20 protein-coding genes and 3 pseudogenes are annotated in these 25,298 nt (G+C 62.9%); 9 read left to right on the forward strand and 14 right to left on the reverse strand.

Annotated elements, in window-relative coordinates:
* Positions 1–19: 19 nt before the first annotated feature.
* The 6 genes and pseudogenes from F2982_RS22515 to F2982_RS22540 all read right to left on the reverse strand — a co-directional run bounded on the left by F2982_RS22515 (position 20) and on the right by F2982_RS22540 (position 6,770).
* A complete protein-coding gene (locus tag F2982_RS22515) occupies positions 20–1,081 on the reverse strand; it encodes a four-carbon acid sugar kinase family protein (RefSeq protein WP_203430962.1) in 1,062 nt (353 codons plus the stop codon).
* Positions 1,078–2,070, reverse strand: a complete 993-nt coding sequence (locus tag F2982_RS22520; protein ID WP_203430963.1) for an oligopeptide/dipeptide ABC transporter ATP-binding protein — start codon at positions 2,068–2,070, stop codon at positions 1,078–1,080. Before F2982_RS22520 ends, F2982_RS22515 begins: the two co-directional genes overlap by 4 nt.
* Positions 2,070–3,073 (reverse strand): annotated as a pseudogene (locus tag F2982_RS22525) (ABC transporter ATP-binding protein). The gene F2982_RS22520 and the pseudogene F2982_RS22525 overlap by 1 nt, the downstream one beginning before the upstream one ends.
* Positions 3,073–4,032: an ABC transporter permease gene (locus tag F2982_RS22530; RefSeq protein WP_130283804.1), complete on the reverse strand. Its 960-nt coding sequence runs from the start codon at positions 4,030–4,032 to the stop codon at positions 3,073–3,075. The pseudogene F2982_RS22525 and the gene F2982_RS22530 overlap by 1 nt, the downstream one beginning before the upstream one ends.
* 2 nt (positions 4,033–4,034) lie before the next feature.
* The gene (locus F2982_RS22535) at positions 4,035–4,991 is read right to left on the reverse strand and encodes an ABC transporter permease (protein WP_203430964.1); all 957 of its coding nucleotides are present in this window, start codon (positions 4,989–4,991) and stop codon (positions 4,035–4,037) included.
* 138 nt (positions 4,992–5,129) lie between these two features.
* A complete protein-coding gene (locus tag F2982_RS22540) occupies positions 5,130–6,770 on the reverse strand; it encodes an ABC transporter substrate-binding protein (protein ID WP_130283800.1) in 1,641 nt (546 codons plus the stop codon).
* Positions 6,771–7,053: 283 nt separating this feature from the next.
* On the opposite strand from F2982_RS22540, the gene F2982_RS22545 reads away from it, so the two are divergent.
* From F2982_RS22545 to F2982_RS22570, 6 genes are all read left to right on the forward strand, one after another.
* Positions 7,054–7,959, forward strand: coding sequence for a dihydrodipicolinate synthase family protein (locus F2982_RS22545; RefSeq protein WP_203430965.1), 906 nt, complete (start codon positions 7,054–7,056; stop codon positions 7,957–7,959).
* 10 nt (positions 7,960–7,969) lie between these two features.
* A complete protein-coding gene (locus F2982_RS22550; protein ID WP_203430966.1) occupies positions 7,970–9,160 on the forward strand; it encodes an exo-alpha-sialidase in 1,191 nt (396 codons plus the stop codon).
* A gap of 309 nt (positions 9,161–9,469) precedes the next feature.
* Positions 9,470–10,603 (forward strand): iron-containing alcohol dehydrogenase, encoded by a 1,134-nt coding sequence (locus F2982_RS22555; RefSeq protein ID WP_199625298.1) that lies wholly within the window; start codon positions 9,470–9,472, stop codon positions 10,601–10,603.
* Positions 10,604–10,616: 13 nt separating this feature from the next.
* Positions 10,617–11,603, forward strand: coding sequence for a 4-hydroxythreonine-4-phosphate dehydrogenase PdxA (gene pdxA / locus F2982_RS22560; RefSeq protein ID WP_203430967.1), 987 nt, complete (start codon positions 10,617–10,619; stop codon positions 11,601–11,603).
* Between the two features lie 54 nt (positions 11,604–11,657).
* Positions 11,658–12,620, forward strand: a complete 963-nt coding sequence (locus F2982_RS22565; RefSeq protein WP_203430968.1) for a hydroxyacid dehydrogenase — start codon at positions 11,658–11,660, stop codon at positions 12,618–12,620.
* Positions 12,621–12,644: 24 nt separating this feature from the next.
* A complete protein-coding gene (locus tag F2982_RS22570; RefSeq protein ID WP_203430969.1) occupies positions 12,645–13,697 on the forward strand; it encodes an Ldh family oxidoreductase in 1,053 nt (350 codons plus the stop codon).
* On the opposite strand, the pseudogene F2982_RS22575 reads toward F2982_RS22570, so the two are convergent.
* From F2982_RS22575 to F2982_RS22610, 8 genes and pseudogenes are all read right to left on the reverse strand, one after another.
* A pseudogene (locus F2982_RS22575) lies at positions 13,694–14,727 on the reverse strand (L-idonate 5-dehydrogenase). The gene F2982_RS22570 and the pseudogene F2982_RS22575 sit on opposite strands and share 4 nt — an antisense overlap.
* 9 nt (positions 14,728–14,736) lie before the next feature.
* The gene (locus F2982_RS22580) at positions 14,737–16,143 is read right to left on the reverse strand and encodes a TRAP transporter large permease (RefSeq protein WP_112712024.1); all 1,407 of its coding nucleotides are present in this window, start codon (positions 16,141–16,143) and stop codon (positions 14,737–14,739) included.
* A 4-nt stretch (positions 16,144–16,147) separates the two neighbouring features.
* On the reverse strand, positions 16,148–16,720 hold the full coding sequence (locus F2982_RS22585; RefSeq protein WP_112712026.1) for a TRAP transporter small permease: 573 nt from the start codon (positions 16,718–16,720) through the stop codon (positions 16,148–16,150).
* Between the two features lie 63 nt (positions 16,721–16,783).
* Positions 16,784–17,758 (reverse strand): sialic acid TRAP transporter substrate-binding protein SiaP, encoded by a 975-nt coding sequence (locus tag F2982_RS22590; protein ID WP_130283782.1) that lies wholly within the window; start codon positions 17,756–17,758, stop codon positions 16,784–16,786.
* A 24-nt stretch (positions 17,759–17,782) separates the two neighbouring features.
* Positions 17,783–18,540 (reverse strand): annotated as a pseudogene (locus F2982_RS22595) (FadR/GntR family transcriptional regulator).
* A 108-nt stretch (positions 18,541–18,648) separates the two neighbouring features.
* Positions 18,649–19,722 (reverse strand): Ldh family oxidoreductase, encoded by a 1,074-nt coding sequence (locus F2982_RS22600; RefSeq protein ID WP_203430970.1) that lies wholly within the window; start codon positions 19,720–19,722, stop codon positions 18,649–18,651.
* A gap of 78 nt (positions 19,723–19,800) precedes the next feature.
* Positions 19,801–20,121, reverse strand: coding sequence for a hypothetical protein (locus F2982_RS22605; RefSeq protein ID WP_199625306.1), 321 nt, complete (start codon positions 20,119–20,121; stop codon positions 19,801–19,803).
* Positions 20,122–20,281: 160 nt separating this feature from the next.
* Positions 20,282–20,809, reverse strand: coding sequence for a hypothetical protein (locus tag F2982_RS22610; RefSeq protein ID WP_203430971.1), 528 nt, complete (start codon positions 20,807–20,809; stop codon positions 20,282–20,284).
* 132 nt (positions 20,810–20,941) lie between these two features.
* Here F2982_RS22610 and F2982_RS22615 point away from each other — a divergent pair, with 132 nt between their 5' ends.
* From F2982_RS22615 to F2982_RS22625, 3 genes are all read left to right on the forward strand, one after another.
* Entirely contained in the window at positions 20,942–21,439 is a 498-nt protein-coding gene (locus F2982_RS22615) for a cupin domain-containing protein (protein WP_203430972.1), read from the forward strand.
* 134 nt (positions 21,440–21,573) lie between these two features.
* On the forward strand, positions 21,574–22,125 hold the full coding sequence (locus F2982_RS22620; RefSeq protein WP_203430973.1) for a PAS domain-containing protein: 552 nt from the start codon (positions 21,574–21,576) through the stop codon (positions 22,123–22,125).
* Positions 22,122–25,295, forward strand: a complete 3,174-nt coding sequence (locus tag F2982_RS22625) for a PAS domain-containing protein (RefSeq protein ID WP_246777639.1) — start codon at positions 22,122–22,124, stop codon at positions 25,293–25,295. The genes F2982_RS22620 and F2982_RS22625 overlap by 4 nt, the downstream gene beginning before the upstream one ends.
* Positions 25,296–25,298 lie beyond the last annotated feature (3 nt).

Consider the following 25,298-nt stretch of genomic DNA (forward strand, 5'->3'; position numbering starts at 1 on the left):
CTCCCCGCCGGCACCATGCTCAAGCCGCCTGATTCCGTGGAACCAGTCTTAGCAGACTCTCGGTATTGCCGAAGCCCCCAGACTTGACCGCGCACCGGAAATGCCGCCCGTCGGCGGCCGTTACGTCAAACCACGGCACGCCTGCCTCGATTTCTCCCTTCGGCATCAGCGTCTTGATGCCGAGTTCGCGGAAGACCGCAAGCGCCGTGTCACCACCGCCGACCATCAGCATGTCCGGCCTGGTATCATCGATCACCGATTTTACACCGCCTGCGAAGCGGCGGGCAACCGTTGCGCCCTCACCGGCGATTTCGCCGGTGCAGCGCAGAAGCAGCGGCAACGCCAGACCCTCGCCGCATTCGACGCTGCCCATCGGCGCGTCGATGACGGCGCGCAGCGCACCTGCGGCTTCGAGGCGGTTCATCTGTGCCGCCGTGATCGGGTCGCGGGACCCGAAGGCAAAGAGTGTGCGAAGCGATGCCTGAAAGGTCAGCGGATGCCCACCGGCACGGCCGATCTTGCGGGCGAGCGCCGAGCCAAGACCACGGGCTCCGACGGCCAGCACGCTGTTCCAGTCATTGCCAAGCACGATATCATCGAGATCGAAATCGCTCTCTGCGTCGGCGACAACAACATCCATATCGCGGCCGGTAAAGAGATCGGCGACGGCGATCGGCTTTTCGACGCCGCGCCCGACGACGAACCCACGATAGGTGGTTCGATCCTGGTCGGGAATGGCGGGAGCCACGACGATCCTGGCAAGACCGAGCGCGTCTGCGAGTGCAGCACTTTCGGCCGCCACATTGCCCTTCAGCCGGGAGTCGATCTTCTTCAGAACGACCGCCGGCTGCCGCGCGCTCAAAGCGTCTGCCGCCTGGCGCACGCGGCGCGCCGCATCGTCTTCCGACAAAGCACGGGAGGCGGTGTTGATGACGACGACATCTGTCCCCGCCGCAAGCGCCTCATCTGCCGTCTCGACATCGATCGCCACCGCCACCGAAAGCCCGGCGTCCACGAAGGGCGTGCCGGTATCCAGCGCTCCCGTCAGGTCGTCGGCAATGATGGCGGCTTTCAACGTCATGCAGTCTGTCCCGTGTTGACGGCGTGGCAGGCGACCAGATGGCCGGGCTTTGCTTCCTTCCATTCCGGAATGACCTTGGAGCAGACGTCCATGGCGGCGGGGCAGCGCGTGTGGAAACGGCAGCCCGTCGGCGGATTGAGCGGGCTCGGAACGTCGCCCTGCAGGATCTGCCGCTGGCGGGTGCGCTCATGCTCCGGATCGGTTTCCGGAACGGCCGAGAGCAGCGCCTTCGTATAGGGATGCAGCGGGTTGTCGAACAGCTCTTCGCGGCTCGCGAGTTCGGCCAGACGGCCGAGATACATGACGCCGACGCGCGTGCTGATGTGGCGGACAACGGCCAGATCGTGGGCGATGAAGAGGTAGGTCAGCCCGTATTTTTCCTGCAGGTCGAGCAGCAGGTTGATGATCTGCGCCTGGATCGACACGTCGAGCGCCGAGATCGCCTCGTCGCAGACGATGAATTTCGGCTGGCAGGCGAGTGCGCGGGCGATGACGACGCGCTGGCGCTGGCCACCGGAGAGCTCATGGGGATAGCGCTGCGCAAAGCGGGTCGGCAGGCCGACATCGGTCAGCAGCGCATCGACCTTGCTCTTCAGCTCCGCCTTGGTGGCGAGCTTGTGGAACAGGATCGGCTCGCCGATCGCTTCGCCGATCGTCATGCGCGGATTGAGCGTCGAATACGGATCCTGGAAGACGATCTGCAGGTCGCGCCGGAAGGGGCGCATCTGCTTTTCATCGAGCGTCGCAATATCCTGGCCCTTGTAGACCACCCTGCCCGATGTGGCCTTGTAGAGGTTGAGGATCGTGAAGCCGGTCGTCGACTTGCCGCAGCCGGATTCGCCGACGAGCGACAGCGTCTCGCCTTCCATGATGTCGAGATTGACATTGTCGAGCGCATAGACCGTCGCCGAGCGCTCGCCGAAGGCGCCGAGCTTGACGTGGAAATGCTTGACGAGGTTTTCGACTTTCAGAAGCGGTTGGGCACCCATCACGCGGCCTCCTGCATTTTCTGGACGACGAAACATGCGGCGCGGTGATTGCCCGCACCCGCGACAGGCTCGAGCTTAGGCACGCTCTCATGACAGACGGCTTCGGCCAGCGGGCAGCGCGGTGCGAAGGGGCAGCCCTTCGGGCGGCGGCCGGGCTCTGGCGGCGTTCCGCCGATCGAGGAGAGACGGCTTGCCGGCGAATCCGAGAGCTTCGGGATCGAAGACAGCAGGCCGCGCGTATAGGGGTGGCTCGGACGGGCATAGAGCTCGTCGACCGGCGCATCCTCGACGACGGTGCCGGCGTAGAGCACGGCAACGCGATCGACGAGGCCGGCGATCAGCGCCAGATCGTGGGTGATCCAGACGACCGACATGCCGAGCTTGGCGCGCAGGTCCTTCACCAGATCGACGATCTGGGCCTGGATCGTCACGTCGAGCGCCGTGGTCGGCTCGTCGGCGATCAGGAGCTTCGGATTGCAGGCAAGGCCGATCGCGATCATCACGCGCTGGCGCATGCCGCCCGAAAGCTCGTGCGGATAGGCCATCAGGCGCTCTTCGGGACCGGGAATGCCGACGAGGCGCAACAGTTCGACAGCGCGGGTCCGCGCTTCCGCCTTGCTCATCTTGCGATGATAGATCAGCGGCTCGCAGATCTGGTCGCCGACGCGCATGACCGGGTTCAGCGAGGTCATCGGATCCTGGAAGACGAAGCCGATATCGCCGCCGCGCACCTTGCGCAGATCGCCATTCGACATCTTCTGCAGGTCGCGGCCGTCGAAATGCGCCGTCCCTTGGTGACCTTGATCTTGTTCGGCAGCAGCCGCATCAGCGACAGCATGGTCAGGCTCTTGCCGCAGCCGGATTCGCCGACGACGCCGAGCGTTTCGCCCTTGTTGACGTAGAGGTCGATGCCATCGACGACGACGGCCGGACCGCGGCGGGTGTCGATCTCGACCGTCAGGTCGCGAACATCGAGAAGGCGTTCTGATGTCTTCGTGTTCATCACTTGCTGCCCCGCGGGTTGAGCGCGTCGTTGAGACCGTCGCCGAGGAAACTGAAGGCTACCGAAGCGAGGCCGAGCACGGCCGCCGGAGCGGCGAGAAGATGCGGATAGTGCTGCCAGACGCGCAGACCATCCGAGATCATGTTGCCCCAGCTGGGGGTCGGCGGGTTGACGCCGACGCCGAGGAAGCTGAAGGCGCTTTCGAGCACCATCGCGGTACCGAGACCGGCGCTGACCGAAACGATGAGCGGGCCAAGCGCATTCGGAATGACATAGCGCTTGATGATCACCCAGTTGGAGAGACCGAGCGCCTGAGCGGCCGTGATATAGGGGCGGCTTCGGATCGACAGCACCTGGGCGCGGACGAGACGCGCATAGGGCGGCCAGGAGATCAGCGCCATCGAACCGAAGACCAGGAGGAAGTCGACCCAGATCGTCTGGCGATAGAAGGGATTGAGGGTCGCCTGATACTGGGCCTCCATCCAGTTGGTGATCGGCGACTTCAGCGAAGCGTTGATGACGACGACGAGCAGCAGGTTCGGCACCGACATGGTGACATCCGTCAGCCACATGATGACGCGGTCGAACGGGTTGCCGAAGAAGCCGGCGATGGCGCCGAGCGTCAGGCCGATCATCACCGCAATGAAAGTGACGATGACGGCAACCAGGAAGGCGGTGCGCGTGCCGAAGACGACGCGGCTGAAGACATCGCGACCGAGATCGTCGGTACCGAAGAGATGCGCCAGCGACGGCGCGGCATTGCGGGCCTGCAGATCCTGCGTCAGGTAATCATAGGGCGTGAGATACGGCCCGAAGATTGCCGCGAAGGCGAGGATCAGCACCACGATCAGGCCGAAGACGGCAAGCTTGTTCCGCTTCAGGCGGTACCAGGCATCGCGCCACAGGTTGACCGGCAGTTCGTCGGCGGTTTCGATTGTCGAGAGAGGGATGGCGGACATGGTCAGCGGCTCCTTCTTGCGTCGTTGGCACGCGGGTCAAGCATCGGGTAGAGCACATCGACGAGCAGGTTCGAGATCATCACCAGGAAGGATCCGATGAGCGTGATGGCGAGGATGACCGGATAGTCGGAATTCGTCAGCGCCTGTACCGTGAGACGGCCGAGGCCGGGCAGGCCGAAGACCAGCTCCACGAAGATCGCGCCATTGACGATGGTGATCATAATGAGGCCGAGCTGGGTGACGACGGGCGTCAGCACCGGGCGCAGGATATGCTTGATGGCAACGACCATCTCAGGCACGCCCTTGGCACGGGCCGTGCGGACGAAATCCTCCGACAGCACTTCGATGACGGCGGCACGCGTCTGGCGCACGATCAGCGCGATCGGCTGGAAGGAAAGCACGACGAGCGGCAGGATGATGCGCACATCGAAGACGCCGCCCCAGCCATAAGGCACCTTGATCATCGGCAGGAGCACGATGAGGCCGACCATCAGCAGCGGACCGGCGACATAGGCCGGGATCGCCCAGAGGAACAGGGCCGTACCGGTGATCGTGTAGTCGACGCGGGAATTCTGGTTCAGCGCTGCCAGCATGCCGAGCGGGATCGCCACGACAGCCGTCAGGATGATGGAACAGAGCGCCAGCTTGAAGGAAACCGGGGCAGCAGCCGAAACCATCGCCCAGACCGAACGGCCAGAGGTCAGCGAATTGCCGAACTGGCCATGCAGCAGGTTCCAGATGTAATAGCCGAACTGCTCGATGAAGGGTTTGTTGAGGCCCGCGCTTTCGCGGATGGCTTCGATGCGCTCCGGATTATAGGCGACGTCGCCCGGCGCACGAAGAAAGATCAGCTTGATCGGATCGCCGGCGCCGTAGAAGGCCATCGCATAGACGGCGAGCATCACGACCAGAACCGACGGAATCCAGATGGCAAATCGCGTTAGTACATAGCGAAGCAAGGCCACCTCCCACCTGTTATCAGGCGCGTTTACCGCAAACTGCGCGGAGCGCGCCTACACTTCTTGAAACTTGCGCGAAGACCTTACGGCCTTCGCGCGGTTGCTTGAGGGCTGGAGAGACCGGCTTTACCGTCTCAATCAGCCTACCGATACGTCCCAGGGAGCGACGACCTGCCAGTCGAGGTTCTTCTCCATGCCCTTGACGTCCTTGGTTGCCCAGCGGGACATGGCCTGAGAATACCACGGAATGAACGCCCAATCGTCGCGGAATGCCTTCTGGGCATCCTGAGCGAGCTTGACGCGATCCGGATCGTCGGCAGCCTTGGTTGCTGCCTCTGCCAGAGCCGCATCCACCTTGTCGTTCTTGTAACCGCCGAGCTTGTTCTGGGCGTTGGACGAGGTGGAGGCGATGCAGCCTGCGAGATAGGACACGGCATCCGGAACGCGGGTACCGACGTCGTCGCGGAAGATCTGGACCGAGTTCTGGTCCGGACCGGCATAGGAGTCCTGCTGCGGCTTCATGTCGACGGCGGTGATGCCGAGGTTCTGGCGCCACTGCTCGGCGATGAACTGGGCAGCTGCCTGAATGGCCGGAGCCGAGATGCCGACGAACATGATCTTCGGCAGGCGATCGGGACCGCCGTAGCTCGATTCAGCAAGCAGCTTCTTGGCGCCTTCGGGATCGTACGGATAGGGCTCGAAGCCGGAATTGTCGGCGCCCGGAACCGAGTTCAGGATCTGGTCTGCCTTCTTGTGCGGACCATCCGGATAGGATGCCTTGAAGAGACCGTCGCGGTCGATCGCCATAATCAGCGCCTGGCGAACCTTCGGATCATCCATCGGCGCGCGCTTGACGTTGAACCAGAAGTGCTGGCTGGTCGGGATGATCGGGCCGGCGGAGAATTCCGGGCCGAGATCCTGGATGATCGTCGAGGTGACGAGCTCGGTATGAGCGTTGTATTCGCCCGACTTGATGAGCTGCGTTGCCGTGACGTTGTCTTCGATCGAGGCGATCTCGATACGGGCGAGCTTCGGCTTGGTGCCGAAGAAGTTCTCGTTCGGCTCGAAGGTCAGCGTTCCCGCGTCGATATCGATCGCGGTCAGCTTGAACGGGCCGGAATAGACGGCGCTGTTATCCGGCTTGTACCAGTCAGCCACTTCCTCGCCATCGCTGCCCTTCGACTGCGAAGCCTTGGTGATCGGGATGATGTGGTTGGCAAGGCGCATGAAGAAGATCGGATCGGCTTCCGTCAGCGTGACGACGACGGTGCCTTCGTCAGGCGTTGCGACACCGGAAATCTCTGTGGCCGATCCGCCGGCGACATCCTTGTAGCCTTCGACCTTGCCCATGACCTGATCGGCGCGCTGGCTCTTGGTGTTGGGGCGGGAAGCGACTTCCCACGAACCCTTGACGTCAGCCGCGGTGATCTTGCTGCCGTCGGAGAAGACGGCCTTCGGGTCGATCTTGAAGGTCCAGACCTTCTTGTCCGGCGATTCCCAGCTGGTGAAGACGTAGGGGTTGAGCTTGCCTTCGGCGTCGAAATACATCGGCGAGGCCCACCAGAAGGAGTTCCAGCGGAACGTACGGCCACCGCCGCGAAGCGGCGACCAATCCTGGTCGAAGGCCGGGTTGATGGCCTTCAGCACCTGGCCTTCCTGGGCCATGACGATGCGGGCGCTCATGCCGAACAGCGTGAAGCCGACGCCGGCGGCGAGGCCGAGCTTCAGCGCATCGCGGCGCGACACCGTGGAAGCATTCTTGTCATTGCGGTCTGTCATACATTCCTCCCATGGGCAAAACAGCGCGTACTCGAAAACCCTCCCCGAGCCGGGCGCTTTACAATGCCCCAGAGATTTGCGCGATAATGTAAATCTGTCAATCCAAATTTACAGATTTCAACTTCCAAACTTTGGACAAAAATTTTTATTATTTACTTTCAATAGGATAAAATACGCATGTCATTCTGACGCAGCTTGTAAGATTGACAACAACTTATCATTTCGAGGAAAAGTCACGCACTGATATAGCCAGGAGCAGCCTTGCGCTGCAGAGGAGGATGCGTTGAGCAATCACAAGATCACGGGCGTTTTCAGCGCCGCTACGACACCCCTGAACGCCGACGGCAGCCCGGATGTCGGCCTGTTTACCGAGCACTGCAAGCGCCTGATCGAGGAAGGTTGCCATGGCGTCGCCCTGCTCGGCACGACGGGCGAAGCCAACTCCTTCTCGATGGGCGAGCGCCGCATGCTTCTCGAAGCCGCGCTGAAGGCCGGCATCTCGCCGGACAACCTGCTGCCGGGCACCGGCGTTGCCGCCATTCCTGAAACGATCGAGCTCACCAAGCATGCGCTGTCGCTCGGCGTCACCAAGGTCGTGATGCTGCCGCCCTTCTACTACAAGGGCGTATCCGACGACGGGCTGTTCAACGCCTATTCGGCGATCCTCGAAGGCGTCAATGACACCCGCCTGCAGGTGATCCTCTACCACATCCCGCAGGTTTCGGGCATTCCGCTCTCCGTGCCGCTGATCGGCCGCCTTGTCGAAGCCTTCCCTGACACCGTCGTCGGCATCAAGGAATCTGCAGGCGATTTCAACAACATGCAGGCGATCATCGCGGCATATCCGGGCTTCTCCGTACTATGCGGCGCCGATCCGCTGCTGCTGCCGCTGCTGAAGGCCGGCGGTGCAGGCTGCATCACCGCAACATCCAACCTCGTCGCCGACTCGCTGCGCACCGTTTACGACCACGTCCATGACGAAGCGCAGACGGCAAAGGTCGATGCGGCGCAGGCCCGTATCAACGGCTACCGCACGCTTTCCAATTCCTATGTGCAGATCCCGACCATCAAGGCAATGGTCGGCCTGAAGACCGGCAATGCCGCCTGGAAGCGCACGCGCCCGCCACTCGTCGCCCTCACCGACGCGGAATATGCCGCACTTGCCGAAGGTTACGCAAAGCTGCCGTAAGGAGGATGCCATGAGCTTCACCGCGCTCCCGCCGGAAGCCGTACCGGCGCTGATGACCGGCAAGATCGCCCCGAACCCGGCCCAGCCGGGCCGGGCCGACGCCTTTCTGCCCTCCCCCTGCATCCAGAACCACGCCGCCAATCTGGCCTTCCTGCCGGATGGCACGCTGACCTGCGTCTGGTTCGGCGGCACGATGGAAGGAATGGGCGACATTTCCGTTTACATGTCCCGGCTGACGCCCGGCGCGGATCAATGGTCCGAAGCGGAAAAACTCTCTGACGATCCGGCGAAATCCGAACAGAACCCGTTGATTTTCAATGCGCCGGACGGAAATGTCTGGCTGCTTTACACCTCGCAGACATCTGGCGATCAGGACGGCTCAGTTGTAAAATTCCGGATCTCCGAAGATGGCGGCAAGACGTTCGGCGCCGTCCGCCTTCTCTGCGATCTGCCGGGCACTTTTGTTCGCCAGCCTGTCATCGTTAATTCCGCAGGCACCTGGCTTCTTCCCGCCTTCCGCTGTGTCAGTTTGCCCGGTCAGCGCTGGAGCGGCGATGCCGATACTGCAGGCGTTCTGGTCTCGCGGGATCAGGGCCGGAGCTGGACGATGGTCGATGTGCCGGAGAGCCTCGGCGCCGTGCATATGAACATCATCCCGCTGAACGGAAGCAAAATGGTCGCTTTCTTCCGCAACCGTTTTTCCGAACATGTCCTGTCATCGGAATCCGGGGATAATGGCGAGAGCTGGTCGGCACCGAAGCCGGTCAACCTGCCGAACAACAACTCCTCGATCCAGGCGACAAAGCTTGGAGACGGCCGCATTGCCATGGTTTACAACCACAGCAACGCCGAGACATCGGACGCCCGCCGCGAGTCGCTCTATGACGAGATCGAAAGCGACAAGGGCGAAGCAAAGGCTGCGGAAACACCGGTTGCGACGCGCCGCAAGGCCGTCTGGGGCGTTCCGCGTGCGCCCCTGAGCCTGGCGATCTCGACGAATGGCGGCCAGAGCTTCGATTCCCACATCGATCTCGACACCGGCGACGGCTACTGCCTCAGCAACAACTCCAAGGACTCGCTCAACCGCGAATTCTCCTATCCCTCGATCACCGAGGGACCGGATGGAACGCTGCACATCGCCTACACCTACTATCGCCGGGCGATCAAATATGTTCGCCTGCCAAGTGACGTGGCGATCTGAGGCCCTGAACGACAGGATTTCGCGCCATCTGGCGCGAAATCCTTGATTGTATTTACAAGTGAATGCAGCGCGTCTCTCGCCTCGGCAGAGATCGACACATCAGGGAACAGAACGCTCTCATGACGCATAAAATAGCAGAAAATCAATGCATTACTGATGCATACTCCGATGACTGGCCGATAGCTACCACATAGGTTTTCTGCGAATTTGCTCAAAAACCATCGCCCGCCTTATTGCCAGAAACATACAGTTGATATAACAACTTTACATCAATAGCGGCTTTGGCTGCATTCATGGAGGAGCCGTGTCATGGTCAGTCTGGATTCGCCTATCACGGTTGTCAGGCCTGAAATCATCGAGTTTGGCGTCGGCACGGCTGGCAAGCTCGGCAAATGGGCCGCCGCCAAGGGCTATGCCCGTACGCTTGTCATCTCGGATGCGTTCAACGCCTCGCGCGTCGATGTGCTCGAACTTCCGGGCCATGTCTCGGTCTTCGCCGATGTCACGCCCGAGCCCGATATTCCCAATCTCGACAAGGTGCTGGAGGCCGCAAACGCCGCGCAGGCCGAGCTGATCGTCGGCTTCGGCGGCGGCAGCGCCATGGATCTTGCCAAGCTCGCCGCGGTTCTCGCCGGCTCGTCGCAGACCCTCCACGAGGTCGTCGGCCCGCACAAGGTCACCGGTCCGCGCAAGGTGGCGCTGGCGCAGGTGCCGACAACATCAGGCACCGGTAGCGAAGCCGGGACCCGCGCCCTCGTCACTGATCCGAAGACGATGGCGAAGCTCGCGGTCGAAAGCCTTTACATGTTGGCCGATATCGCGGTCATCGATCCGGCGCTAACCTTCACCGTCCCGGCCCGCACGACGGCCGCAACCGGCGTCGATGCCATGGCCCATTGCGTCGAGGCGTTCACCAACCGCAAGGCCCACCCGATGATCGATATCTACGCGATCGAGGGCGCCCGTCTTGTCGGCAAATATCTCGCCCGAGCCGTCAAGGACGGCTCGGATGCTGAGGCGCGCGCCGGTCTTTCGCTTGCATCGCTCTATGGCGGCTTCTGCCTTGGTCCGGTCAACACGGCCGGCGGCCATGCACTGGCCTATCCGCTCGGCACCCGCTGGCATGTTGCCCATGGCGCCGCCAATGCGCTGATCTTCCCGCATGTCCTGGCCTTCAACACGCCATCGGTGCCGGAAAAGACCCGCGCCGTCATGGCCGCGCTCGGCTATCAGACTTCGGATGATGTCCGCTCGGTCTTCGATGCGGCCTATGCCTTCTGCGCCGATCTCGGCATCGAGATGAAGCTCTCGGGCCTCGGCGTCCCCGCCGACGATCTCGATGCCATGGCGGACGATGCCTTTGCCATTCGCCGCCTGCTCGACAACAATCCGCGCGATCTCGCCCGCGATGATATCCGCGCCATTTATCAAGCTGCTTTTTAAGGGAATTTGACCGATGACGAAGAATGCAAAAGTGGCAGTGACGCTCGGCGATCCCGCAGGCGTCGGCCCCGAAGTGATCGTCAAGGCGCTGGCGGCCATGCCCGCTGGCGAGCGCAAGGATTTCGTCATCGTCGGCAACACGGAAGCGCTTGTTCGCGCCGACCGCGCCACCGGAAGCGGCCTGCGCTTCGGCTCCGCCGCTTCGGAAGACGGTTCGACCATCGCAGTCGATGAAGTCGAACTCGGCGCGCCCCTGCCCGAGATCGGCAAGGTCAGCCCGGTCGCCGGCGACGCCTCGGTGAAGTACATCAGCCGCGCCGTCGATCTCGCCATGTCCGGCGAAGCCGATGTCATCGTCACCGCACCGATCAACAAGGAAGCGATGAACCTCGCCGGCCATCATTTCGACGGCCACACCGGTCTGCTCGCGCATCTGACGGGTTCGAAGAGCTCCTTCATGCTGCTCGCCTCCGAGCGGCTGAACACCATCCACGTTTCCACCCACGTTTCGCTGCGCGGCGCCATCGAACGCGCCAAGACCGAGCGCGTGCTGGCGACGATCGAGGCCGGTCATAACCACTTCATGCGTCTCGGGATGAAGCCGCGCATCGCGGTCGCCGGCATCAATCCGCATTGCGGCGAAAACGGCCTGTTCGGCACCGAGGATGCCGAGTTCCTGGCGCCTGCCGTCGAGCTGGCACAGGCAAAGGGCATCGATGTCGTCGGCCCGATTTCGGCCGACACGGTATTTGCCCGCGCCTATAACGGCGCCTTCGATCTGGTCATCGCCCAGTATCACGATCAGGGCCATATCCCGATCAAGCTCGTCGCCTTCGAGACCGCCGTCAACGTTTCGCTCGGCCTGCCGATCGACCGCGTCTCGGTCGACCATGGCACGGCCTTCGATATTGCCGGAACCGGCAAGGCCAATCACGTCAACATGCTCTCGGCCATCGCTTACGCCCGGCTGATGGCGCGCTCGCCGCGCAAGGCCGCATAGCGGACCGGGCGGCGCCTGCGCGCCGCTCTGCCGGGGGGAAATGAGGAGGCAGGCATGCAGAGAACCGTACTCGTTCTCGGAGGAGAACTCGCGCCCGAAGGCCGGGATGTGCTGGAGAAGGAAGGGGTCAAGGTCGTCCAGACCAAGCCCTATATCGATCGCCAGACGGTGATCGGCCTGATGCGCGAGCACCAACCCGACGGCGCCATCATCCGCCTGCTTGCCGATGTTCTTGGCCCCGAGGAAATGCAGGCCGGCGGGCATCTGCGCCATATCGCCAAGCATGGCGTCGGCACCAACGATATCGACGTCAAGGCGGCGACCGAGCTCGGCATTCCCGTCTCGATGACGACGGGGAGCAACGGCATCTCCGTTGCCGAACACGCGCTGGCGCTGATCATGGCGCTGGTCAAGGATTTCTCCCGCCAGGACGCGCTGATCCGCTCCGGCACCTGGGACAAGGGCCAGTATCACGGCCGCGAGCTGCGCGGCCAGCGCCTCGGCCTCGTCGGCTTCGGCTTCATCGGCCAAACGCTGGGTAAGATGGCGAAAGCGCTCGGCATGGAGGTCTCCGCCTTCGATCCGCATACGCCCACCGAGGCCTTCGAGGGTTTTACCCGCGAGACCGATCTCGACAAGCTTCTGTCGACCGCTGATATCGTCAGCCTGCACTGCCCGCTGACGCCAGAAACGCGCGACCTGATCGATGCGCGCCGCATCGGCCTGATGAAGCGCGGCGCCTTCCTCGTTAATACCGCGCGCGGCGAAGTCGTCGACGAGACGGCGCTGGTCGAAGCGCTCCAGAGCGGCCATCTCGCCGGAGCCGGTCTCGACAGCTTTGCCGTCGAACCGCCGGAAAAGGACAACCCGCTCTTCTCGCTGCCGAACACCATCGTCACGCCGCATGTCGCCGGCGTTACCCTCGATGCCAAGCGCGCCATGTCGGTGATCTCGGCCGAACATGTGCTGGCGACGCTGCGCGGCGAGACGCTGCATCCGCGTTTCCTCGCCCGCTGACCTTTCAACGATCCGGAGGCTCCCATGGCCGATACGACTGAAACCCTCTATCAGGCAGACAAGCTGCGCGCTTTCGCGACATCGCTGTTTGCGGCGGCCGGCCTCGAAGACGACAAGGCCGAAGCCGTCTCCCGCTTTCTGGTCGAAGCCGATCTTCTCGGCCACACGACGCACGGCCTCGCTCTTGCCGGCTGGTATCTGCAAAGCATTGCCGATGGCGTGATGAAAGTATCCGGTGCGCCCGATGTCATCTCCGACCGCGGCCCGGCGATCGCCTGGAACGGCAGGCGCCTGCCCGGCGCATGGCTGACGTCGGAAGCCGTCAAGCTCGCCAGCGATCGCGCCGCGCAATATGGTACCGCCACCGTTGCGATCGCCGACAGCCACCATATCGGCTGCCTCGCCGCCTATCTCACGCTCGCCACAGATCGCGGCTACATGGTCAGCATCGCGAGCTCCAGCCCATCAGGCGCCCAGGTTGCTCCCTTCGGCGGCACAAGGGGCGTCTATACGCCGAACCCGGTCGCCCACGGCATCCCGACGCCTGGCGATCCGATCCTCATCGATATCAGCGCCTCGATCACCACCGTCAACATGGCGCAGCGGCTCATCCGCGAAGGCAGGCAGTACGAGCACGACTGGCTGCTCGACGAAAACGGCAACCCGAGCCGCGATCCTCGCGTCATCGAGCGCGGCGGTACGCTGCTGCCGACCGGCGGCCTCGATCACGGCCAGAAGGGTTACGGCATGGCCCTGCATGTCGAAGCCTTCACGCAGGGTCTTGCCGGCTATGGCCGCGTCGATTCTCCGAAGGGTACCAATGCCGCCGTCACCGTGCAGGTCTTCGATCCCGAAGCCTTCGGCGGCCGCGAGGCCTTCCTGCGCCAGACCGGCTGGCTCACCGAGGCCTGCCACAGCAACCCGCCCCGCCCCGGCGTCGCCCGCGTGCGCTTGCCCGGCGAAAATGGCCTCGCCCGCAAGCGCAAGGCGCTGACGGATGGCGTCGCCCTCTTCCCGGGGATCATGGCTTCGCTGAAGCCGCATGCCGAGCGGCTGGGTGTCGCGCTACCCGATTAAAACGTCAGCTGCACCTTGCAGGCGGCGGTTCGGTCGCCCGCCAGCACGAAGGCAGCATCGGCCTGCTCCAGAGGCATGCTGTGGCTGATGATCGGGCGGACGTCGATGGCGCGGCTGGAGATCAGCGCGACCGCGGTCGCGAATTCCTCGTGGAAGCGTTGCGTGCCGTGGATATGCAGCTCCTTGGCGACGATGGCGTTCAGGGCACGGGTACCTCGCCCGACACGCCGACCTGGACGATCGTGCCGCGCGGCTTGACGGTGGCGATTGCGCTGCGGATGGCCGGGGGCGCGGCCGAGCATTCGAAGACCAGGTCGAAATAGCCCTTATTTGCCTCGAATTCCGTCAGTGCCGAAGCCCCGGCGGAGACATTGATTGCCCGCGTCGCGCCCATCGCGGTCGCCCGCTGCAGCGCCGCATCGGCAAGGTCGGTGACGACGATTTCTTCGGCGCCGTGGTGCCTGACGGCAGCGACCATCAGCGAGCCGATCGGGCCTGCGCCAGTGACAAGAACGCGCTTGCCCCGGATTTCGCCTGCCCGTGACGCGGCATGCAGGCAGACGGAGAGCGGCTCGCTGCAGGCAGCTTCCGCCGCACTCGTTCCCGCCGCAACCTCGAAGCACTGCTTTTCCGACACGACGAACCATTCGCGGAACATACCCTGTTCGTGCGGCAGGCGCATGGCGCTCCCCATGAAGCGCATTTCCAGGCAGTGGATCGGCATCGCCTTCCTGCAGTATTCGCAATGGCCACAGGGCTGGCTCGGATTGACGGCAACAAGCGTGCCGGGCTTCAGCTTTACATCTGCGCCCACCTGCTCGACGACACCCGCCGCCTCATGGCCGGGGATGATTGGCTCACGGACCCTCACCGGCCCGAAGCCGCCATCCTGGTAATAGTGCAGATCGGAGCCGCAGATGCCTGCGGCCGCCATTTTCAGCAGCACTTCCCCCGGTCCGGGCGACGGAACGGCCCCACTTTCGATCCTGAGATCACCCTTGCCGTAAAGGCGCGCGAGACGTGTCTGCATCTGTTCCTCCTACCGTAGCAAACCGAGCTGCTGCGGCAGCCAGAGAGATATGGAAGGGACAAAGGTGATCAAGATCAATGCGACGAAGAGCGGCACCAGCCAGGGCAGAATGGCGATTGTCGTGCGCTCGACCGACAGTTTGGCGACCCGCGACAGCACGAAAAGCACCATGCCCAGCGGCGGATGCAGCAGCCCGATCATCAGATTGAGCGTCATGATCAGGCCGAACTGAACCGGATCGATGCCGAACTTGGCGACGATCGGCAGCAGGATCGGCACGAGAATGGTGATCGCCGCGATCGTATCAAGGAAGCAGCCGACGAACAGCATCAGCAGATTTACCAGGATCAGAAAGACCCATTTATTGTCGGTGATCGACAGGATCGCATCCGAGAGTAGCTGGGCCGCCTGGCTGACCGTCAGCAACCACGCGAAGACCGAGGCCGCCGTGACGATGAAGAGAACCGAAGCGGTCGTCTCGATCGTATCGAAGCTTGCCTTGGCTAGCGTCGAGAAGGTCATCGTCCGGTAGCGCACCAGACCGAGGAACAGCGACCAGAGAACGGCGGCGACGGCTGCCTCAGTCGGTGTGAACCAGCCCATCGTCATGCCGCCGATCAGGATGACCGGCGTCATCAGCGCCATGACGGCGGAGAAGCCGAAATACCAGTCGAGGCCGAGAAGTACCAACAGGGCAATACCGGCTGCGGCATTCATCGAAAGGCCGGCAAGCATCATCAGATATATCGACAGCGGCACCAGCAGTACGACGACGATTTCCATGCCCGCCGAAACCAGCTGCTTGACGTCGAAGGGCGCATCCGCGCCCCAGCGCTTGCGGTAGGCGAAAGCGGCGACCGTCACCATCATCAACAGTGTCATGACGATGCCGGGCAGGATGCCGGCCATGAACAGCGCGCCGATCGAGACATTGGCCATCATGCCGTAGATGACGAAGGGCAGAGACGGCGGGAAGATCGGGCCGAGCGTCGCTGACGCCGCGGTAACGCCGACGGCGGCTTCAACCGGATAGCCGTGATCCTTCATCGCCTTGATCTCGATGGTGCCGATGCCGGCGGCATCGGCGAGCGCCGTGCCGGACATGCCGGAGAAGATCACCGAGCCGATGATATTGACCTGCGCCAGACCGCCCTTCATCCAGCCGACGAGCGCGACCGCGAAAGAATAGATGCGGCCGGTGACACCTGCCGAGTTCATCAGGTTGCCGGCAAGGATGAAAAAGGGAACCGCAAGCAGCGGAAAACTCTCGACGCCGGCGATCATGCGCTGGGCGACGATGATATCGGGGGCGACGCCGTAGAGAACGATGTAGAGAACCGATGCGACGGCCATCGAGATGGCGACGGGAACGCCGATCACCATCAGCAGCAGAAACGAGCCAAGAAGCAGCAGCATTGGATCAACCCTCGACAGTCTGGAATTCTTCGGGGCGCTCGAGAACCGAGTAACCGCGGCGCATATTGGCGATGAAGACGATGACGGCGCGGATCAGCATCAGCACGAAGGCGATCAGCACGCTGTAGAAGACGATGTTGCGGGGCAGATCGATGGTGACCATCTGCTCGTCGGCGACGATGCCGACATAGCGCCACATCAGGTAGCAGCCATAGGCCAGGAAGCCGATGCGAACGATATCGACGAAGGTGGCGAGCACGCGCGCTAGGCCGGCCGGCATATAGTGATAGAAGACATCGACCTGGATGTGCCGCGACGTGCGCACGCACATGACGGCCCCGAGAAAGACGACGCCGATCAGGCAGTTGATGGCGATTTCTTCGGTCCAGGCGTAGCTGTCGTTCAGCACATAGCGGGTGAAGAACTGCAGGAAGACGCAGCCCGCCATCAGCCAGAAGATGATCAGCGTGATCCAGTCCTCGATCGCATAATCGGAGATATTGGCGGTCGGCGCATGGCCTTCGAATTCGTGACCGATCTCTTCGGCGGTCACCGGCGTATGGATTTCTTGCGTCATGGGCGGCGTTGGTCCCCTGCGGAAAGGATGAGCGCGGCGCCCGAAGGCGCCGCACCGCGGGCTTTACTGAATCGCGCGGATCGCTTCCCAATCGGCCTTTTCGTAGCCGAAGTCCTCGAACTTCACCTTCTCCATGACGGTCTTCTCGAAGTCGGCCTTGTCGATCTCGGCGACATTCAGGCCCTTTTCCTTGAATGTGGCGATAAGGCTGTTTTCCTTGCCTTCGATCGTCTTGGTGGTGCGCTCGGCAGCTTCCTGCATGACGTCACCGAAGATCTTCTTGTCCTCGTCGGAGAGGCTCGCCCACAGCGTCTTCGAGATCACCGTGTTGAGATGGTCGACGATGTGGCCGGTCAGGATGATGTTCTTCTGCACCTCGTAGAACTTCTTCGCCTCGATCGTCGTCAGCGGGTTTTCCTGCGCTTCGACCGTGCCATTCTGCAGGGCAAGATAGACTTCCGCGAAGGCGATCGGCGTCGTATTGGCGCCGCAGGCGCGCGGCATGGCGAGATAGGCCGGCACGTCAGGCACGCGGATCTTCAACCCGGCCATATCGGCGCATTTGGCGATCGGCTTGTTGGAGGTCGTGTGGCGGGTGCCGTAGTAGCTGACGGCGGCGATGTGATTGCCGGTCTTGTCTTCATAACCCTTGGCAAGGCGCTTGAAGACGTCGCTCTTGGTGTAGGCGATCAGGTGTTCCGGGCTGCGGAAGATATAGGGGAAATAGGTGACGCCGATCGGCTTGTAGTCGCGGGCGGCAAAGCTCGAGCCGGAGATGATGATATCGACGGTGCCGAGCTTCAGGCCCTGGTTGATATCGGCTTCCTTGCCGAGCTGCGAGGCCGGGAAGACATCGATCTTGTAGCGGCCGTTGGTGCGCTTGTTGATCTCGCCTGCGGCCCAGACCGATTCCGTATGGAAGGGTTCCGAAGTCTCGTAAACATGGGCCCATTTCAGGACCGTCTGCGCATGCGCAATTGCCGTCGACGCCATGATCGCCGCCGCGGTGCAAAGGATTGTTGCCAATTTCATCTTCATCGCTCTCTCCTCCCGAGCTCTGGTTTAAGTGACTGCATTTCCTTTCTTCGGACCGGCCGGATGGCCGCGCCCCTCCTCTCCCGGAAACTCCTCCCGAAGCTTTCGGAAAATCTCTTCTGCGACATGGCAAGATGCGCCCGCATCGCCGCCTTCGCGGCATCAGGATCGCCGGCGGCGATCGCGTCGCGAATGGCCTGATGCTCCTCAAGGGCGCTGAGCCAGGTGGCCGGCCCCTCGAAATGGCTCGCGAGCTTTTCGAAATAAGGCGTCATGCGCATGTCGAACATTTCGCCGGTGACGCGGATCAGCGCCGCATTGCGGACGATCGCGGCAATGCCGGTATGGAAGGCGCGGTCGGCGGCGATCACGGCACTGGGGTCGCCGACCAGGCCACGCATGCTGTTCAAGGCATCGTCGAGCGCTGCGATATCGGCTGGGGTCGCGGCCTTCGCCGCCTCTTCGGCAATGGCGCATTCGATGACGGCGCGGGCCTGCAGCAGCTCGAACGGGCCTTCGACCGGCTCCGGCTCGGCGGGCGTTGCCGCGACGCTGTGCTGGCGCACGACATAGATGCCGGAGCCCATGCGGATGTTGACGAGGCCTTCGACCTCAAGAACGATCAGGGCCTCGCGCACCGTCGGGCGCGAGACGGACAGCTGCTCGGCGAGGTCGCGCTCGGCCGGCAAGCGTTGCCCGACGGCGAGCTCGCCGCTGGTTATCATCAAACGAATCTGGTCCGCCACCTGCCTGTAGAGGCGGCGTGATTCAACAGCCGAAAACATGTGGCCTCCCCGGCGCGCTTCTCCTCAAGCGCACAACTGGTCAACTGGCCTGACCAATTGACTCATGCGTAACATCGGGGCGGTTGTGCGTCAATGCGCCGCATGAAATCAGGCCGGGAAGTCCACACCGTATTGTGTGGAAAGCGTGCGGAAACTGTCAGCGGTTGCCGGATCGAGCTCGACACCGCGTTCGGCCCGTTCCCTGGCAACGGCCCATTCCCGGTCACCCGGCGCCATGACCTTGAATCCGTCGCGCGCGGGCGAATTCCTGAGCGTCTCGACGTAGCACTTCATTCCCGCGTCGAAGGTCTCGAGATCGAGAAAGGCCTCAGGGTTGAGCGCGATGACGAAGGCGCCGAGGCCGCGCGGCGTCGAAAAATCCGGACCGGGCATCGGCGCGATGTCGAAGCTGAGCTTCATGCCCGTCAGCACGGCGCTGAGGATTTCGGAGATGCCGGCGAGACCGGCACCCTTGAAGCCGAATTCACCGCCGAGCGGCGCCAGCATGTCGGCAATATCAGGGTCGCGGGTGTCATAGCCGCGCTCGTCGGAGGCGACGCCGGCCGGCAGTTCGCGGCCGAGGCTGCGGTAGAGCTGCACCCGATTATAGGGCACGGCGCTGGTCGCCATGTCGAACAGCCAGGGATCGCTGCCCCTGACGGGTACGGCGCAGGCGATCGGGTTGGTTCCGTGGAAGCGCATCGCCCCGTCATGCAGGCGAACGAAGCTGTCGGAATTGCAGAAGGCGAAGCCGATAAGGCCATGACCGGCCGCCGTCATCGCATAGGCTCCGGCCGGTCCGAAATGCGAAGAATTGCGCACCGCGACGGCGCCGATGCCGAAATCGACGGCCAGACGCGAGGCATGCGCCATCGCCGTATAGGTCGCGAGCGCCCCATGGGCATTATCGGCATCGAGCGAAGCGATGGCGCCGAGGTTGCTGGCGACGGCGATCTGCGGACGCGGATTGAGGCGGCCCTCGGTCAGCCCCTTCACGTAATGGCCGAGGAGACGGACGCCGTGGCTATCGATGCCATGGCGGGTGCCGTGCATCATCGCCCGCGTCGCGGCATCGGCGGTCGGCTCGTCGGTCCCGGCTGCGAGGAAAACCTTGCGGCAGAAAGCGTCGATCGAAGCGAGCGGCGTCAGGCCGCCGCGGGAGGAAGTCGTGTCATGGGGCATGCCGCTCTATCCGTTGCTGTCACGCGTCACGACAGAACTAGGCGAGCTCCCGCTCGCCGTAAAGCGGCTGAGATGGGATCAGACGCCGATCACCACCGGCCTTGCGCTAAGCCTTGCGATGATCGCCCGGAACTCCGCCACCATCGCCAGCGCAGCGGCGGCAACGGCTGGAGAGAGATGTTCGGAGCGGCTGGCCGCCCGGCCGATTTTCAGCAGGCCGCGAAGCTCGGCACGCTCATCGCACAATTGCGGAAAGCGCTCGACGAGAAGGCACGGAAGAACATCGAGATCGTCTCGGAGGGATGGCGGCGCATCCTGCTCGAGTTGCAGCAACGCTCGAAGCTCGGCCTCAAGCTCTGCCGCCGCGCGGGCGATCTGTGCGATCACATCTGACATCATGCTCACTCCCCTTTGGGAGCGGCGTTGGATACCGAATCGCCGCTCAACCAGGGCGGGTTATCTTACCATTCAAGAGCCGGCGATATCCCGCTTTTTGGGGATGCCGGTCGGATTTGCACAGAAATGATAACGAGCGCTTCTCAACCTGACGTAACGGCAGTCAGCTGTGCTCGGCAAAAGCCTCGAGCTCCGGATCGAAATCGACGTCGACAACATTGTTGAAGACAGCGGTTGCCAGCATGATCCCGGCGAAGGCAACGAGATCGACCAGAACCTTGGCCGGATAGCGCGCCTTCAGCGCCTCCCAGATCTCGGCGGGGATGGCATTTGAATCGGCGACGATCGCGGTTCCGAAGCGGGCGAGCAGCTGCTCGTTATCAGACAGCGTCAGCGCATCGGGGTCGAACCCGGCATTGATCAGCGCCCGGCGGAAGAAGGTGATGGCGATCTTCGATTTGCTGGCTTTCGAGATCGCATGCGAGAAGATCCAGATCTCCCGGTCGTTGACGGCGGGGTTGAGCTCGGCGCGCAGCGTGAACCATTCGGCATAGATGCGGTGGGCGGCAGGAGAATGCAGCAGCGTGCGCTTCATGTTGGTCATTCGGCCGCGAACCTTGACCTCCTCGTCATGCGCCTCGCGGATCTCCGCCGAGGCCGTTTCGTAGTCGATCTGGGGAATGTGGCTCATTGCATCGCACTCGTGGTTTTCATCATTGCTGCCGATGGGATAGCAGCCCAGGCCGTCAAACTCCATGGCGCATTTCCGCTCTTGCCTGGACGGCTGAACGGCGGGCACAATCGGCGCAACGGAGGACCACCAATGAGCCATGACCACCACGACCACCCCCATCACCATGATGACGGCCCTGTCGACTGGCGCGAGCACGGCGTCAAAGTCATTCCCGGCAATTCACTCGATCCGAACACGGCGCAAACCCCGGGCATGAACCGCGCCACCGCGATCAACAATGCCCGCGCCGGCGCCGAGAAGATCTGGGCAGGCACGGTCGTGATCCACGCCAATGCCAAGACCGGCGCCCATCATCACGGCGATCTCGAAAGCATCATCTACGTGGTCAAGGGCAAGGCGCGCATGCGCTGGGGCGAGCACCTGGAATTCGTCGCCGAAGCAGGACCCGGCGATTTCATCTATGTGCCGCCCTTCGTGCCGCACCAAGAAATCAATGCCAGCCGCGACGAGACGCTGGAATGCGTGCTGGTGCGCTCCGGCCAGGAGCCCGTCGTCGTCAATCTCGATATCGAGCCGGTCGAAAAGCCCGAACAGGTCGCCTGGATCGACCCGATCCACAAGGCTTAAGAACGGACGTTAACCGGTTTTACCGCCTATCTTTTTCAGCCCCTTGCCGGTTTGCATTCGCCCTATACTTATTGGCGTGTTCATGGACAGTTTCCGAGAGGAAACCCGGGTCGGTCGAGATGCATCAAAACAGCATGAGCGGGCATTCCTTTCTGAAAAAGGGAAGCGAGGCCGCTGACATCATTGCCAATTTCGATTGGTCCAAGACCTCGCTCGGCCCGATCGGCGAGTGGTCGCCGACCCTGAAAAGCGTTTGCAGCCTCATCCTCCATTCCCCGGTGCCGATCGTCACCCTCTGGAACGAGGATGGCGTGATGATCTACAACGACGCCTATTCGGCTTTTGCCGGACGCCGTCACCCGGAGCTTTTCGGCTCGAAGGTGCGCGAGGGCTGGCCGGAGGTCGCCGATTTCAACGATCATGTGATGAAGGTCGGCCTGGCCGGCGGCACGCTCGCCTACGAGGATCAGGAACTGATCCTCTATCGCGGCGGCAGCGGCGAGCCCGAGCGGCTCTGGACGAAGCTCGATTATTCGCCGATCTGCGACGAGAGCGGCACGCCGGTTGCCGTCATGGCGATCGTCGTCGAGACCACCGCAAAGGTGAAGGCAGAGCAGCAGCTGCGCGCCGAGAAGACCCGTCTGCAGAAGATGTTCGAACAGGCCCCGGTTTCGTCGCGACGATGAGCGGCCCGGAGCATCGCTTCGAAATCGCCAATGCCGCCTACCAGCAGCTCGTCGGCCATCGCGATGTCGTCGGCAAGACGATCCTCGAGGCACTGCCCGAAGTCGAGGAGCAGGGTTTCGTCGCGCTGCTCGATCAGGTCCGTAGGACGGGTATCCCCTATATCGGCTCCGAACAGCTGGTGAAGCTGCAGCAGAAGCCGGATGCGGAGCTCATCGAGCGTTATCTCGATTTCATCTATCAGCCGCTCCTTGGCGAAGACGCCCGCGTCTCCGGCATCTTCGTACAGGGCTATGACGTGACCGAGCGAAAAGAGGCGGAGGATGCCGCGCGCGAGAGCGAGTCCCGCTTCCGGCTGGTCGCCGAGAATGCGCCGGTCATGCTCTGGATGAGCGACGAACAGATGCGCTGCCTCTATCTGAACGCCGCGATGCGCCAGTTCTGGGGCGTAGGCGAAGCCGACGTTTCGGCCTTCGACTGGAACGCCACGATCCACCCTGATGACGTCGCTCCGTTGATGGCCTTCGTCAGCAGGGCCGTCGCCAAGCGCGAGGCCTTCGGCGTCGAGGCCCGATATCGCAATTCGGACGGTGAATACCGGCTGCTGCATACCGACGCGCGGCCGCGCTTCGATGTGCGCGGCGAATTCCTGGGCATGATCGGCGTCAACAGCGATATTACGGACGCGCGCAGCGAGGAGACGCGGCGCATGGCGCTGATCGACCTCGCAGACTGCATTCGCCAGACCACCGAACCCGCTGAAATTGCTTATGCCGCCGCCGAGATCCTCGGCAAGGCGCTGCATGTCACCCGCGCTGGCTATGGCACGATCGATCCGATTGCCGAAACGGTGACGATCGAGCGCGACTGGAATGTGCCAGGCAATCCGAGCATCGCGGGCACGCTGCATTTTCGCGAATATGGCACCTATATCGACGACCTCAAGCGCAACGAAACCGTCGTCTTCGCCGATGTCGACAAGGACCCGCGTACGGCCGCGACCTCCTATGCGCTGAAGGGCATCGGCGTCCATTCCGCCGTCACCGTGCCACTGACCGAAGAGGGCCAGATCGCCGCCGTCCTCTTCCTCAACAATGCCGTGCCCCGCGAGTGGCCGGAGGTCGAGCTCGATTTCATCCGCGACTTTGCCGAGCGCACCCGCACCGCTGTCGAGCGCCGCCGGGCGGAGCAGGCACTGCAGGAACTCGCCTCGTCGCTGGAGAAGAAGGTCGCCGAACGCAGCGCCGAACTTGATCGCGTCTGGCGCAATTCCGGCGACATCCTCGTCGTCATGCGTCCCGATGGCGAAGTCCGCGCCATCAATCCGGCCTGGTCCGATCTGCTCGGCCACCGGCGCAAGGAAGTTGCCGGTCACCGTCTCTGCGAGTTCCTCGTCGACGGCGATCCGCCGCTTTTCGATGCAGCGCTGAAGCAGGCTGTATCGGGCGAGGAGATGCAGGGGCTGGAGCTTAGCCTCAACCACAAGAACGGCGGCCAACGCACTGTTTCCTGGCGCTTTTCCTTCGAAAGCAATATGGTCTTCGCCTATGGCCGCGATGTCACCGCCGAGAAGGAACAGGCAGCCGCGCTGCGCGACGCCGAGGAGCTGATCCGCCAGACGCAGAAGATGGAGGCGATCGGCCAGCTGACCGGCGGCGTCGCCCACGATTTCAACAACTTGCTGCAGGTCGTTGCCGGCAACCTTTACCTCTTGAGCAAGGATGTCGGCGGCAACGAACGCGCCCAGAAACGCATCGAGCATGCGCTCGCCGGCGTCAACCGCGGCTCGAAACTCGCCAGCCAGCTGCTCGCCTTCGGCCGGCGCCAGCCGCTGGAACCCAAGGTGGTCAATGTCGGCCGCTTCGTTGCCAATATGGGCGAGATGCTGCGCCGGACGATCGGCGAGGCCATCGAGATCGAGACGATCCGCGCCGGTGGCCTGTGGAACACCTTCGTCGATCCGGTGCAGATCGAAAACGCCATCCTCAATCTGGCGATCAATGCGCGCGACGCGATGGACGGCAGCGGCAAGCTGACGATCGAGGTCGGCAATGCCTCGATCGACGACGACTATGCCCGCAAGCATGTCGACGTGGCGCCCGGCCAGTATGTCATGCTGGCGGTCAGCGACACCGGCTCCGGCATGCCGGCGGATATCATCACCAAGGTGTTCGAACCGTTCTTCTCCACCAAGCCGGTAGGCAAGGGAACAGGCCTCGGCCTGTCGATGGTCTATGGCTTCGTCAAGCAATCCGGCGGTCACGTGAAGATCTATTCCGAGATCGGCCAGGGCACGACCGTGCGCCTGTATCTGCCGCGCACACTTGAGGAAGAGGACCTGCTCGCCGAGGGCGATCATGGCCCGGCGACCGGCGGCAAGGAGACAATCCTGGTCGCCGAGGACGACGAGGAGGTGCGGGCCACCGTCGTCGAGATGCTGGCCGATCTCGGCTACCGTATTCTCAAGGCAAAGGATGCCGCGAGCGCACTGACCGTCATCGAAAGCGGCATCGCGATCGACCTCCTGTTTACCGATGTCGTCATGCCCGGCCCGCTCAAAAGCTCGGAACTGGCGCGCAAGGCGAAGGAGCGGCTGCCTGAGATCGCCGTGCTCTTCACATCCGGCTATACCGAAAACTCGATCGTCCATGGCGGACGGCTGGATGCCGGCGTCGATCTGCTGTCGAAGCCCTATAGCCGCGATGCGCTGGCCCGCAAGATCCGCCATGTGCTGAACAACCAGCGCCAGCGCAATATGGCCAAGGCGTCCCACCATGAACGCCGCACTGCGCCGCAGGAAGCACCGGCCGAGGCGACAGCCCTGCGCATTCTCTATGTCGAGGACGATGCCTTCATCCGCATGGATACGTCGGAAATGCTGCAGCAATCCGGCCATGCCGTCAGCGAAGCGGGCAGCGCCGAGGAGGCCCTGCCGAAGCTCGGCCCCGGCAGCTTCGATATCCTGCTGACCGATGTCGGCCTACCTGGTATCTCGGGCGCTGAGCTCGCGAAGCAGGCCCGGGCGATCGACCCTGAGCTCGCGGTGATCTTCGCCACCGGCAATTCATCGGTTGCCGGCTTCGAGGCGGATGCCGGCGCCATCGTGCTGGTCAAACCCTATAGCCAGGCCGATCTCACCGCCGCCGTCCTGAAGCAGACGCGCTCGCGGTAGCGA

Origin of the sequence: Rhizobium sp. BG4 (assembly GCF_016864575.1) — a bacterium.
Taxonomy (GTDB): domain Bacteria; phylum Pseudomonadota; class Alphaproteobacteria; order Rhizobiales; family Rhizobiaceae; genus Rhizobium.

What these genes read in the sequence shown, in the direction of transcription:
- F2982_RS22570 (WP_203430969.1), top strand. Translation starts at nt 12,645, where the DNA reads ATGGCCGATACGACTGAAACCCTCTATCAGGCAGACAAGCTGCGCGCT.
- pdxA (WP_203430967.1), top strand. Translation starts at nt 10,617, where the DNA reads ATGACGAAGAATGCAAAAGTGGCAGTGACGCTCGGCGATCCCGCAGGC.
- F2982_RS22515 (WP_203430962.1), bottom strand. Translation starts at nt 1,081, where the DNA reads ATGACGTTGAAAGCCGCCATCATTGCCGACGACCTGACGGGAGCGCTG.
- F2982_RS22555 (WP_199625298.1), top strand. Translation starts at nt 9,470, where the DNA reads ATGGTCAGTCTGGATTCGCCTATCACGGTTGTCAGGCCTGAAATCATC.
- F2982_RS22620 (WP_203430973.1), top strand. Translation starts at nt 21,574, where the DNA reads ATGAGCGGGCATTCCTTTCTGAAAAAGGGAAGCGAGGCCGCTGACATC.
- F2982_RS22580 (WP_112712024.1), bottom strand. Translation starts at nt 16,143, where the DNA reads ATGCTGCTGCTTCTTGGCTCGTTTCTGCTGCTGATGGTGATCGGCGTT.
- F2982_RS22585 (WP_112712026.1), bottom strand. Translation starts at nt 16,720, where the DNA reads ATGACGCAAGAAATCCATACGCCGGTGACCGCCGAAGAGATCGGTCAC.
- F2982_RS22615 (WP_203430972.1), top strand. Translation starts at nt 20,942, where the DNA reads ATGAGCCATGACCACCACGACCACCCCCATCACCATGATGACGGCCCT.
- F2982_RS22610 (WP_203430971.1), bottom strand. Translation starts at nt 20,809, where the DNA reads ATGAGCCACATTCCCCAGATCGACTACGAAACGGCCTCGGCGGAGATC.
- F2982_RS22590 (WP_130283782.1), bottom strand. Translation starts at nt 17,758, where the DNA reads ATGAAGATGAAATTGGCAACAATCCTTTGCACCGCGGCGGCGATCATG.
- F2982_RS22520 (WP_203430963.1), bottom strand. Translation starts at nt 2,070, where the DNA reads ATGGGTGCCCAACCGCTTCTGAAAGTCGAAAACCTCGTCAAGCATTTC.
- F2982_RS22600 (WP_203430970.1), bottom strand. Translation starts at nt 19,722, where the DNA reads ATGCCCCATGACACGACTTCCTCCCGCGGCGGCCTGACGCCGCTCGCT.
- F2982_RS22605 (WP_199625306.1), bottom strand. Translation starts at nt 20,121, where the DNA reads ATGATGTCAGATGTGATCGCACAGATCGCCCGCGCGGCGGCAGAGCTT.
- F2982_RS22530 (WP_130283804.1), bottom strand. Translation starts at nt 4,032, where the DNA reads ATGTCCGCCATCCCTCTCTCGACAATCGAAACCGCCGACGAACTGCCG.
- F2982_RS22625 (WP_246777639.1), top strand. Translation starts at nt 22,122, where the DNA reads ATGAGCGGCCCGGAGCATCGCTTCGAAATCGCCAATGCCGCCTACCAG.
- F2982_RS22550 (WP_203430966.1), top strand. Translation starts at nt 7,970, where the DNA reads ATGAGCTTCACCGCGCTCCCGCCGGAAGCCGTACCGGCGCTGATGACC.
- F2982_RS22565 (WP_203430968.1), top strand. Translation starts at nt 11,658, where the DNA reads ATGCAGAGAACCGTACTCGTTCTCGGAGGAGAACTCGCGCCCGAAGGC.
- F2982_RS22540 (WP_130283800.1), bottom strand. Translation starts at nt 6,770, where the DNA reads ATGACAGACCGCAATGACAAGAATGCTTCCACGGTGTCGCGCCGCGAT.